The organism is Microcoleus sp. FACHB-831 (assembly GCF_014695585.1).
Classification (GTDB): Bacteria; Cyanobacteriota; Cyanobacteriia; order Cyanobacteriales; family FACHB-T130; genus FACHB-831.
In genome coordinates this window covers 26,634-38,429 of record NZ_JACJON010000046.1, presented here as the reverse complement: position 1 = coordinate 38,429, position 11,796 = coordinate 26,634, and the positions used below count along the sequence as shown (strand labels likewise).

Here is an 11,796-nt window from a genome sequence, read left to right as displayed (position 1 = left end):
AGCGGCTTTCCCTCAAACCTTTAGACACGTTGAGTACCTATTCAAGTTTTTATCTAATAGAAATATAAGTTTGTAGGATATTTATCATAGTTGTTTTCCGCTTTATTGCTTAAACCCTGCTTCTGCCCTCAGTAAACTTACTGAAAATCGCTGTAATTTAGCTTATTTATTTAATCTAAATCTATTTTGTTTTGGATTATTAATAACGAAAAATCTCTACTTGTAGTTCCCTTAATTTGAATCAGTGGATATACTGATTTCTGGTTATTTTGACCCAATCTTCAAAATAAACCGAGAAATATCTTGTTTCGTTAAAACAAAGCTTAAATGCTTGTCATATTTAATAAAAGCGTGCCACTATTAATTGGTAAGGGCGAAGAAGAAGGCAAACAAGTCAGCTAAACAAACGATTAGAGTGCCATCTACTATTTGATTAAGAAACGCCGAATTGTAAAAAGCAATTACCTTGGCGTTTTAGTAATAAAAGTTTTAACCGCTTTCGTTCTAGCTATCGCTCCTCTGCGTCAACCAATTAAGAGGTTTAATTCCTATGAAACCAGCATTATTCGCAGCTTTCGCAATAGCAGGGATTGCACTTCCAGTTTTCAGCCAACAGCAGGTTCAAGCCGCAACTACAAGTTTCGATGCTACTAACTTCACAGGCGCTCCTGCTAAGGTCAATGTAACCTTGGACGATAACAATGGAAGCGGTAAGATTACTGTGACATTGAAGGTTGTAACCGACGCACAAAACCCAAATACTGCCGACCTGCGCGGATTCTTCTTCAACCTTCAAGACGACTCGCTTCTAAGCAGCCTCAAAGTATCTGGTACAAATGTAAACAACACTTCTTTTAGCGGTAATGTTAGCAAAGTTGGCAATGCTAATCTTAACGGTGATGGCGGTCAAGCCTCATTCGATGGTGGAGTCGAACTTGGTACAAACGGTATAGGTAAGGATGACATTCAAACGACCACATTTACCGTATCCGCTTCTCAGCCTTTGACTTTGGATATGTTTTCGCAGCAGAGCTTCGGAATCCGGATCACAAGCGTAGGACTTCCTGGAAGCAAGCGCGAGCTTAGTAGCAAACTAGAAACTGCTGCCCCTGTAGCTACAAGCACTGTTCCCTCTAGTGGTGGTACATCAACTGGTGGCGGTACGTCCTCTGGTGGTGGCACTTCCTCTGGTGGTGGTACGTCCTCTGGCGGTGGTACGTCCTCTGGTGGTGGTACGTCCTCTGGCGGTGGCACATCAACTGGTGGTGGTACTTCCGGTGGTGGCGACACATCTACTGGCGGTGGCACATCAACTGGTGGCGGTACTTCCGGTGGTGGCGACACATCTACTGGCGGCGGTACATCAACTGGTGGCGGTACTTCCGGTGGTGGCGACACATCTACTGGCGGCGGTACTTCCGGTGGTGGCGACACATCAACTGGTGGCGGTACTTCCGGTGGTGGCGACACATCTACTGGCGGCGGTACTTCCGGTGGTGGCGACACATCTACTGGCGGCGGTACATCAACTGGTGGCGGTACTTCCGGTGGTGGTGACACATCAACTGGCGGTGGTACTTCCGGTGGTGGTGACACATCAACTGGCGGTGGTACTTCCGGTGGTGGTAGCCCAATAGATGGTGGTAGCACTTCTGGTGGTGGTAGCCCAATAGATGGTGGTAGCACTCCCATAGGTCGTGATGGTGCTAGCCCCCAAGAAGTACCAGAACCAGCAACTGTGGCAGGTGCAGCGTTCGGTATAGCAGCTCTGATGAAAATGCGTAGCCGTAAGGGTAACAACAAGAAATAGTTCTTACCTGTTAAGCAAATTACACAACTATGATTTTTAGTGGGATGAGCCTTTCGGCTCATCCCACTAAGCTGTTTTAGATAGAAATTAGTTGATTATTGAGATCCTTTGACGCGAAGCGCGATCGCCTCTTTCAGCTACGCCGCCGCTTTCTCTTCAAATGGCGTAAACAAATTTTTGCTTGCACCGCATATGGGGCAAATCCAATCTTCTGGAATATCTTCAAAGCGCGTACCGGGGGCAATTCCTGAATCGGGATCTCCTGCAACAGGATCGTAAATCATGCTGCATTGCTTGCAGATCCACTTGCGAGTAGCTGGATCGTTGCCAGGTACTCTGGTTGAAGGCTGTCCGCCCTCTAATACTTGGAGTGCGTCAGTGTAAAGATCGGCATGGTAATTTTCTACGTGTTTAAGTAAACCAAAGCGATGGGCAGCTTCACGAAAAATGCGAGCATGATCGGCAGATTCTTCAGCTTGGGCTTCAAATTCTACAACAGCCGCACTATCGCGATCGCGCACCGCATCTGCTGCAAAATCTGGATACATTGTAGTGTACTCATAAGTCTCGCCCTCTACAGCCAAGGCTAGGCAACGAGCTACAATTTCCTGCTTTTGAGCATCAGTTAGTGTCGCTGGGTCTTTTACCACCAGTTCTGGATGTAATAAAGAAAAGTGAGCAAAGGCGTGTTGCGTCTCTTGTGCAGCGGTTTCTTTAAACAGCTTCGCCACATCTTTAAAGCCAAGATTACTAGCCACATCTGCAAAAAATAGATATTTGCGATTAGCCATTGATTCACCCCCGAAGGCTGCTTCCAGGTTTTTCAGGGTATTTGAGTTTGACATATTCATCTGATCGGATGCGTCTTTACTCATGGATGCTCCCAAGTGCATTTTATTAGTTTTGTCTAGCTTAAGTGGCTTTATCTTAAAGGGTATTGGGCAATTTAAAATGTATCCCTATCGACAATATTAACTTTGTACTATTAGTATCCCTGTGCCCACTTTGGCTGATTTGCAGGGGTTTTTACGGATAAGGCGCGATCGCACACCTCTTAGAAGTTACTCATAAAAACGGTAGTCATTTGCTCTTTATCCCTTTATTAATAGAAATATAGATTTCAAAAGATATTTATGAATAATCATCGCCACGCTCAACATCTGTTATCGCGGGTAAAAAATATTAAAAATAAAGGCTTCACCACTATTGATATGCTGGCTCATGTTTTTGTTATTGCAATCTTAATTATGGCTTTACCCATTTTTTTGACCCCCTCGCCTTTAGGCAGCAGTATTGGTTCGCCTAGCCGCCCTATATTGCTGCTTCGTTAACGATTCTACAGCTCTCCTCATTCATCATTCATTGCTGCATTACAGCAATGAACGATCAACTATGAATTTCCTTACAGATGCATGATGTATTCACCCAAACCAGGCATCAAATTTTGCATCGTTGCAGAGGAGTTTCTGAACTGGCGCCACCTATATCAAAAGGCTTGCCTGATGTGACGAACATCGTCGTCTGTTCCAAAAGTCCTTCTATCCAAAATTTATCTTCTTTAGGCGCATCAAACCTTGATAAGAGTGAGTGATTTACTCCTTTTTGATAAAAGCACGCATTTACAAAAGTTTGGTCTTTTATCTGGCTTTCAGACAATGTATCTGATTGATTAATATTAAATATAGGAAAGGAGGTTATTTTATCTTTGACTGATTTTTGTTCTGGCACATTTTTTTTACTCTTTAACCGGGCGATCGCTGTTTTAATTCCAGCACTACTTGCCAACACATCACCCTCTACACCAACAACTTGAGTACCTGTTTTAGTCGGTTTAAGTTGACCAAGCACGTATCTGCCAAAAATGGCGACTGCCGCAATATGTTTTATTTTAAATTCGCAATAACCTGCACGATTTGCCGCTCTTTCTTCTTGACAAACTTTTCCCCAGCCAACGCGCTGGTTTGCTAAATTATCAACTTGTTCAACTAATTTATCTACTACTGTATCTTGGCTTCGTTTTGTATCCTTCTGTAATTCACTTGTTATAATACTTGTCGAAAGCTTAAATAAAGGAGTAAATAAAATTTGACGGTTGTACAAATCTGGAAATTTATTAGTCGCCAAAGCTGCGATCGCTCCACCAATAGAAAGTCCGCCAACAATCCGCGTTCCTCCTACGTTTACAGCAATCTCGTTCATCCGATCTGCAAGTTCCTCATATCTTTCCCAGTTATCAATACTTGGCATATAATCAATAACATCTCTGCCATTTTTAGGAAGGCGACCGTGACCTGGATTTAGAGGAAGCAGCACCTCATAGCCCTCTTTCCTTAACCGATCTGCCAACTCAAACAACTGCTGCGGGCAAGCACTGAAACCATGAAATAAGATGACTGTTCCACGATATTTAGCAATTTTAGGTGGAGAAAATCGTCGCGGTATACAGTTGTTTTGTAGTGGTTCTGCTTTAACATTTTCGACATATTTTTCCCACAGATATTGAGCTTGGGGCGAAAACTCCAGGTTTTTACTTAGTGGCTGCTGCTGTGAGGATGAGTCAATACTATTATAAATTATTTGTCTGCTGTATGCCTGCGGGCTTATAAATAAACTCGTGACGTTGGCAATAATTAAATGAGCTAGTAAACCTCTGAACTTGTGCCTGCTCATACTTTAAATTTATAATTATAATTAAAAATTTTATAGTGTTTTCTTGTTAGACGCAGTATAGAGTGATTTCTTCCCAAAACCTAATTATTTGAAATATTCTAACAAAACAGTAATTTTTATCCTTCCAGCTTCCGAGAATAGAGGTTTTATATGCAAATTAAAAATAATATATTAATTGAACTGAAAGACAATTGAATATTTTTTCATGGTTAAGTACTCATAACAAATAAATGCAGAAAATCAAACGCTTCTAAGACTTACTCACCAACTCCCAGCTGTAGGGGCGCATACCTATATGCCCCTACAGATGAGAGTGAAACGGTCAATTTGCGTAAGTCATAGCCTTATTTCCAGGCATAAGCCCGGAAAACAAAAACTTGGGTCTGGTGCCTTATTTTCGTATTCAGCTAGCTGCTAATTCCTCTTGCAGCATTTGCTGATAAACTCTTGGCAAGTTACCAGTATTAGAATTATTTTCAATTCCATAACCTAAACTTGTCCAAGTGCCAGACAGCAGGCGCAATACCCGATCTAACTTCCCCTGTTGGAGCAAAGAAGAAATATCCGCACCCCAAGCTCGACGGTCTTTTAACCAAGCATAAACTACGGCATCCTGATATTGAGGCTCAAAACTATAAGACTTCCAAAACAGAAACTGGGACGGCTTTGGGTGATAGGCTTTAGCTTTTTCATCCCAGGTTCGGTTTATCATTTGATAACGTCCAGCAGCAGTTGAGCAATTTCCCTTATTTGGGCCGACAGTAATTGTGACGCATTGGCTGGGATGACGGCTGAGGTCTTTGACGCGATCGCCCCCATACAGTACAAAATATGGTTGCTTAACATTCGATTCACTAGCAGATATCGTCCGCATCAATGCACGAATGTACGGATCGCCCCCCTGCATAACCAGAGGCGGCAGACGACTACTATTATTAAGCCCTGTAGGTGCATCCCCACAGCCATGCAAGGACAAAAGCAAGCACGCTAAACCAATTGTGCCTGCAATACGCGATCGCCCTATTACTGAAACTTTACTCATGCCACACCAGCAAACAGTTGCTCCCAAGTTTTTTCCGGAGCCTCACTCTTAGCTACAATCTCCACAACTTTATTCCGCGCACTTGGTTGAAACAGTGCCTCAACAGCGACTTGCGCCACCTTAGTACGCGGAATGCTGCCATCAAACAGTGTATCTGCGGAAGACATCACGATTGGGTATGGGTTATCTTCATTCTTGAGGCCACCGGGCCGCACAATTGTATAGTTAATACCACTTTTGTCGATATACTCTTCCGCTTGTTTCTTCCACACTAAAATTAACCAGAACAAATTTAGCGGATGAAATAACTGGGAGGTACATAAAGACGAAACTAGGACAAAATGCTCGATACCCTTAGCCTTTGCCGCATCCACCAGATTTTTAGTTCCTTCGTAGTCCACCTTATACGGGCCAGTAGGGTCAAAGCTGGGCGCTGCACCAGTAGCGCATAGCAGTACGGTACTATCTGCCAATCCAGCCCTGATACTCTCTGGATTTAGCACGTCGCCGACTACTAACTCTGTCTCAGATGGCAGAATTTCTCTAGCTTTCTCTAAGTTCCTAACTAATGCCCGGACGGGAATATTTCGCTTAACTAGCTCTTGTACAATCCGGCGACCCGTTTCACCTGTTGCCCCTGCTACAAATGCTTTCATGCTTTTCTCCGTAAATTACTCATGGTCGATCCTCAAGATACAGGCTATGGGTAAAGGAAAAAGTCTCTCGTTAGGCAGTAAACTCGACTTTTCCAATTGTATGAACTTTGTATAAGGCAGCTCGTCTTGTTCTTTTCCCCGGAGAGTCCCCACTCAGTTTTTAGGCAGAGGCGGGAATACCGATAACAAGCGATAGTCTTGTGAATATTTAACCCCCAAGTGGGAACACTTGATATAAGCAAACCGCAACCAACGCAGGAGAGCGTCTTATGCAGTCGCAATTTGCTCAAAACCAACCTATAGAGGTTTCCTCGGCACTTTTGAAGGCTACGTCAATCGGAGCAGAAAAGGTCGAAGAAGCATCAGAATTAGCACAGAATGCTACTAGCCCGATGTGCTTCCAGACTCATTTTGAAAGCTGCATGGAGCTTTATGCTGATGCTAAAACGGTTGCTAATTACCTCGATAGCCACCAAGGTTGGTTTGGAGAGTGCGCCGAACCTATGAAAGTTGAGCCTTTGGGCGATAACGCCTATGCGCTTACTATCGGTCGTTTTGGTGCTTTTGGTTACGAAGTGGAACCAAAAATAGGCTTGGAGTTGCTACCAGCAGAAGCAGGAGTCTATCGCATCCAGACGGTACCGATTCCTAATTACGTCCCCCCAGGGTATGACGTTGACTATAAATCGTCTATGCATCTGGTGGAAGTAACGACAGATGGGGTTCCGATGACGCGAGTTGAGTGGCAGTTGGAGGTGGCCGTTTACCTGCGGTTTCCCAAGTTTATTTATAAGTTACAGAAGTCTTTACTGCAAAAAACGGGCGATCGCATCCTCAGCCAGATTGTCCGCCAAGTCTCTCGCCGCTTAACCTTCAAGACTCAGGAAGATTTCCACACCGCTTTAGGCATCCCCTTCCCCCCAAAAAAATCTAAAAAGGGGTAATGGGGAATGGGGAATGGTGGAGTTATGAGTTATAAATTCAAAACTCATAACTCAAAACGCAAAACTGGAGCGCAGCGACTCTTGCCAATCCCCAATCCCTAATTTGAATTACTACATTTTGCTGATAATTCTTTGCACAATTTGCATCCCTGTCACCGCTTGCCAGCTAAACAGTGCCAATAGGGCTGAATTCAGGACAATGTGCGTGTAACGCGCCCAGTCTTTTCCTTTCTGCATATAAGGCGAAAGAGCCGCCGAAGTCGCAATCAGTCCTGTCATGCCTAACCCAGCCAGCAGGTGCGGCCCTACAAACAGTTTGCCATTGTTGATGTAGGTGATAGCCATTCCCCCCAGCGAACCAACGATCATCAGCGCCAAGAGCAACGATCCGATTTGATAGTGCTTGACGCTGAACTTGCCCTTGATTAGCTCTTTCTTGGCTTCTCCTTCCGCCGTTCTGGTACGTCGGACTAGAACGCCCAAATAAAGGGCATATAGGGACACGGCTAACAACACCCACATTAAAACGGGGTGAAAAAATTGGCTCCAAACTTTAACCGATGCGGGGATCTCAAAACTCATGGTGTTCTCTGGATCGTTTAAGAAACTTCATAAAAATTAGCATAATTATCCCCATCGCTTTTTGGGTAATCGTAATACCTCGGCTGCCTGATGTTGAGCTTGTAGTAAACCTGTTAAAGATATAACGGTTTGGTTGGCTACTAGGGAGAGTGTCTGATGTTGCCAGTCTGGTTGCAGGCGGGATTCTGGGGTTTAGTTGGCGGATCGGCGCTGCTAATTGGCGCAGTAGTGGGCTATTATGCCACGATTCCCCAATAGAGCGATCGCCGCAGGCGCAATTCTGGCTATGATATCCGACACAATGATTCCAGAAGCCTTCGAGCAAACCCACGACTTTGCTGGCTTAATCACCGTCTTGGGGTTTCTCGCCGCCTTTGTTCTCAGCAAACTTGGGGAATAATCGCTCTAATCGCATATTTGATTGCATAAATGGAATGCTCCCCCCGCACCGCCTTCTCAAAAGCCTGATTTAACGCTAAGTTGACATTGCTGGGGATGGAAATGAAGGGGCAATGACTAGCACTAAAGATAAAGATATCTTATTAAGACGGGCGGCTCAGAATGGAGACATCAATAGAGTAAAAGCACTACTCGCTAATGATGCTAACGTCAACGGAGCGGATAAAGACGGCACAACCGCTTTAATGTTTGCCACAAGAAATGGCTATACCGAGATTGTCCGAGTGCTGCTGGAAGCTGGTGCGAAGGTCAACCAGCCTAGAAAACTTTATGGCCTGACGGCTTTGATGATAGCAGCCGCCGCTAATCAAGTTGATATAGTGCGCGAGTTGGTCAAAGTCGGCGCTGATGTGAATGCGAAAAATGATGACGGCAGCACAGCATTAATGGCGGCGGCGGCGAAAGGACATAGTAGCATCGTGCAAATTTTGCTTGATGCGGGTGCTGATGTCAATACCAAAGATAAGGATGAAGATACAGCCTTGAATGTGGCGATCGCGCAAGGCCACGCCAAAACCGTACAAATTTTATTAGAATCCGGAGCTGATGCCAAGGCCACAACAAAAGATGGCAGAAATATGCTTATGGCAGCAGCTGAAACTGGCGATTTAGCAGTCGTCCAACTATTAATCAACAACGCTGATGTCAATGCTAAAGACAAAGAGGGGGAAACTGCTTTAACCCTAGCAGCAGACCAAGGCCACGCTAATGTTGTGCAAGCATTACTAACAGCTGGTGCTGATGTCAATGCCAAAAACATAGATGGTGGAACCGCACTAATGGCAGCAGCTGCTGCTGGCAAAATCGACACGGTATCGATTTTGCTTGATGGCGGAGCGGATCTCAATATCAGAGACAAAGATGGCGAGACAGCTCTCAATGTAGCTGTTGTAGAAGGGTATGTTGATGTTGTCGAGATTTTACTTAACCGAGGCGCTGATTGCCAGGGAAGAAATAATCTGGGAGACACTCCTTTATTAGTTGCAGCCTTGCATGGTAACGCTGAAATTGTGGAGGCGCTGGTGCAGAAGGAAAGCAATGCAAATAGCAAAAATTTTGGCGAGACAGCTTTAACTTTAGCTGCATCTAACGGGCACGCTGAAACCGTCAAAGTATTACTTGCGGCGGGTGCGGATGCTAACACCAAAGCAGACGACGGAAAGACGGCGCTGATGAAAGCATGCGATCGCGGCTATACAGACGCGATTCAAGAGTTGGTAGCTAAAGGCGCTGATGTAAATATTCAAGATAAAGCTGGCGCAACTGCTTTGATGTGGGCAACCCATCGCGGTCATGGGGATGCAGTACAAGTATTGCTAAGTGCTGGTGCAGATGTAAACCTGAAAAATCAGGGCGGATATACAGCATTAGCGATCGCTGAGTTTAACGGTTATCCAAATGTCGCGCAAATGTTGAAAGCATCTGGGGCACAAGAGTAATATCAAGTGTGGATTTTACTCATGCTGTCGGTAATTTTTAGCAGCGATCGCGCAAAATCTAAATGATGGAGGTGGTAGAAAATTTTATGAAAATTTTTGTTCCTGGTCGCCTTTGTTTATTTGGCGAACACAGCGATTGGGCGGGGGGATATCGTCGCCTAAATCCTGCTTTGGAAAAGGGTGCTGCTTTAATTGTTGGTACAAATCAGGGACTTTATGCATCAGTTAAGTCTCATCCAAACCAGCTAATTTTACGCACATCCTTAAGTGATGGAACCCGTAAAGAACCCTTTGTTTTGCCTATGGAAAGACCGACTTTACTTGCCGAAGCGGAAAAAGGCGGTTTTTTTAGTTATGCTGCTGGGGTTGCTTACCAAGCCATCACTCACTATCGCGTTGGCGGAATTGAAATTGACAATTACTTAACAGATTTGCCGATAAAAAAAGGTCTTTCATCGAGTGCAGCTTTATGCGTACTTGTGGCGAGGGCATTTAATTGTATCTATGACTTGAAGATGACAATTAGGGGTGAGATGGAATTAGCTTATCAAGGTGAAATTACCACACCTTCACGCTGCGGTCGTATGGATCAGGCTTGTGCTTACGGGAACAGACCAATATTAATGATATTTGATGGCGATCGCACTGATGTCATCGAGTTAAACGTTGCTAAAGATCTCTTTTTTGTAATTGTAGATCTCGGTGCAAACAAAAATACTCTAGAAATTCTCAGCCAACTCAATCAGTCTTATCCTATCGCCACCAACGAAGTACACAGAAACGTCCAGAAATATCTTGGATCTATCAGTTTTCAAATTACACATCAGGCAGTTAACGCTATACAAAAAGGCGCTTCCGAACAACTTGGCGCTTTGATGGAAATAGCACAAACCGAATTTGACAAGCATCTAATACCTGCTTGTCCTTCTCAGTTAACTGCTCCCGTACTGCACAAAATACTCAACTATGAGCCAATTCAACCCTATATTTTAGGTGGTAAAGGTGTTGGGTCGCAAGGCGATGGCACAGTTCAATTTATTGTTAAAGATGAGGAAAGCCAGCACCAGGTAATGGAAATTTTTGAGCGGGATTTTCCGCAGATGAAATGTATAAAACTGGTGATAGGCGAGTATTCACCTTCTACAAATTCATCTGTTGTAGGAGAAGCTTATAGATAATAAATCTACAAAATAATCAAATAGCAAAAAATATATGCAATCTTCAAAAAACAAAGTTCGCAAAGCTGTTATTCCAGCCGCAGGTTTCGGCACTCGTCTGTTTCCAGCTACAAAAGTGGTAAAAAAAGAACTTTTCCCGATTATCGATAGAGATGGACGCGCCAAACCAGTAATTATGGCGATTGTTGAAGAAGCAATTAGTGCTGGGATAGAAGAAATTGGGATTGTCGTACAAAAAAGCGATCGCGCACTTTTTGAGGAGTTCTTTAAAACTCCACCCACTAAAGAGCTTTTCAATAAACTATCCCAACAAAATCAGGAATACAGCCAATATCTTGTAGATATTGGCAAAAGAATTACAATTTTGACACAGGACGAACAGGAAGGGTTCGGTCATGCCGTATCTTGTGCTAAAAATTGGGTAAAAGATGAGACATTTCTGCTGCTGTTAGGCGATCATGTTTACATATCAAGCACGGAAAAATCTTGTTCTAGCCAAGTTATAGACATTTACCAACAATTCAACAAAAGCGTTGTTGGCTTAACTGTAATGCCAGTAGAGATTATTCAAAAGGCTGGCTGCATTACAGGGTTTTGGCAAGAACAAAACTCAATTCTTTCTATAAACCAACTATACGAAAAGCCGGATATTGAATATGCACGGAAGCATTTGCGTGTAGAGGGAATGGCAGATGATGAATTTCTAGCTGTATTCGGCTTATATGTACTTACGCCTAAAATTTTTGACTACTTAGAAGAACACATTAGCAACAACATCCGCGAACGGGGTGAATTTCAGTTAACGTCCTGTATTGACAGATTGCGGCAAGATGAGGGAGTCACTGGGTACGTTGTTAAAGGAAAATGTTTTGACACGGGATTGCCAGAGACGTATCGACAGACAATGATTGATTTTCGTAACTCATAAATTAGGGAATAAGCTAGCCAAATACGTTAGCTTCCCACCCCGAATCCCGTGTTAAAACAAAACTGGTGATTGCCGAAACTATAAATTT

Annotated in this window: 12 protein-coding genes; 7 read left to right on the top strand and 5 right to left on the bottom strand. The window is 43.9% G+C overall.

All coding sequences use genetic code 11. The features are described 5' to 3' along the window. The first annotated feature begins 550 nt into the window (after positions 1–550). Positions 551–1,810 (top strand): hypothetical protein, encoded by a 1,260-nt coding sequence (locus tag H6F77_RS12380; RefSeq protein ID WP_190488883.1) that lies wholly within the window; start codon positions 551–553, stop codon positions 1,808–1,810. Between the two features lie 137 nt (positions 1,811–1,947). On the opposite strand, the gene rd is transcribed toward H6F77_RS12380, so the two are convergent. Further along, positions 1,948–2,685: a rubredoxin gene (gene rd, locus H6F77_RS28645; protein WP_199321305.1), complete on the bottom strand. Its 738-nt coding sequence runs from the start codon at positions 2,683–2,685 to the stop codon at positions 1,948–1,950. 258 nt (positions 2,686–2,943) lie between these two features. Here rd and H6F77_RS12370 point away from each other — a divergent pair, with 258 nt between their 5' ends. After that, positions 2,944–3,141: a hypothetical protein gene (locus H6F77_RS12370; RefSeq protein ID WP_190488881.1), complete on the top strand. Its 198-nt coding sequence runs from the start codon at positions 2,944–2,946 to the stop codon at positions 3,139–3,141. A gap of 106 nt (positions 3,142–3,247) precedes the next feature. On the opposite strand, the gene H6F77_RS12365 is transcribed toward H6F77_RS12370, so the two are convergent. From H6F77_RS12365 to H6F77_RS12355, 3 genes are all read right to left on the bottom strand, one after another. Continuing rightward, positions 3,248–4,480, bottom strand: coding sequence for an alpha/beta hydrolase (locus H6F77_RS12365; protein WP_190488879.1), 1,233 nt, complete (start codon positions 4,478–4,480; stop codon positions 3,248–3,250). Between the two features lie 403 nt (positions 4,481–4,883). Beyond that, on the bottom strand, positions 4,884–5,522 hold the full coding sequence (locus H6F77_RS12360; RefSeq protein ID WP_190488877.1) for a glycoside hydrolase family 24 protein: 639 nt from the start codon (positions 5,520–5,522) through the stop codon (positions 4,884–4,886). Then, positions 5,519–6,178 (bottom strand): NAD(P)H-binding protein, encoded by a 660-nt coding sequence (locus H6F77_RS12355; RefSeq protein ID WP_190488875.1) that lies wholly within the window; start codon positions 6,176–6,178, stop codon positions 5,519–5,521. The genes H6F77_RS12360 and H6F77_RS12355 overlap by 4 nt, the downstream gene beginning before the upstream one ends. Before the next feature lie 269 nt (positions 6,179–6,447). Between H6F77_RS12355 and H6F77_RS12350 the strand changes: the two genes are divergently transcribed. Continuing rightward, positions 6,448–7,122 (top strand): DUF1997 domain-containing protein, encoded by a 675-nt coding sequence (locus H6F77_RS12350; RefSeq protein WP_190488873.1) that lies wholly within the window; start codon positions 6,448–6,450, stop codon positions 7,120–7,122. A 111-nt stretch (positions 7,123–7,233) separates the two neighbouring features. Here H6F77_RS12350 and H6F77_RS12345 read toward each other — a convergent pair whose 3' ends face one another. Next, positions 7,234–7,704 (bottom strand): DUF4079 domain-containing protein, encoded by a 471-nt coding sequence (locus H6F77_RS12345; RefSeq protein ID WP_190488871.1) that lies wholly within the window; start codon positions 7,702–7,704, stop codon positions 7,234–7,236. A gap of 238 nt (positions 7,705–7,942) precedes the next feature. Between H6F77_RS12345 and H6F77_RS12340 the strand changes: the two genes are divergently transcribed. From H6F77_RS12340 to H6F77_RS12325, 4 genes are all read left to right on the top strand, one after another. Further along, positions 7,943–8,104 (top strand): hypothetical protein, encoded by a 162-nt coding sequence (locus H6F77_RS12340; RefSeq protein WP_199321304.1) that lies wholly within the window; start codon positions 7,943–7,945, stop codon positions 8,102–8,104. A 112-nt stretch (positions 8,105–8,216) separates the two neighbouring features. Further along, positions 8,217–9,602 carry an ankyrin repeat domain-containing protein gene (locus tag H6F77_RS12335; protein ID WP_190488869.1) on the top strand — a complete coding sequence of 462 codons (1,386 nt, stop codon included), beginning with the start codon at positions 8,217–8,219 and terminating at the stop codon, positions 9,600–9,602. Positions 9,603–9,688: 86 nt separating this feature from the next. After that, a complete protein-coding gene (locus H6F77_RS12330; protein WP_190488867.1) occupies positions 9,689–10,780 on the top strand; it encodes a mevalonate kinase family protein in 1,092 nt (363 codons plus the stop codon). 34 nt (positions 10,781–10,814) lie between these two features. Further along, positions 10,815–11,708, top strand: coding sequence for a sugar phosphate nucleotidyltransferase (locus H6F77_RS12325; protein ID WP_190488864.1), 894 nt, complete (start codon positions 10,815–10,817; stop codon positions 11,706–11,708). Positions 11,709–11,796: the final 88 nt, after the last annotated feature.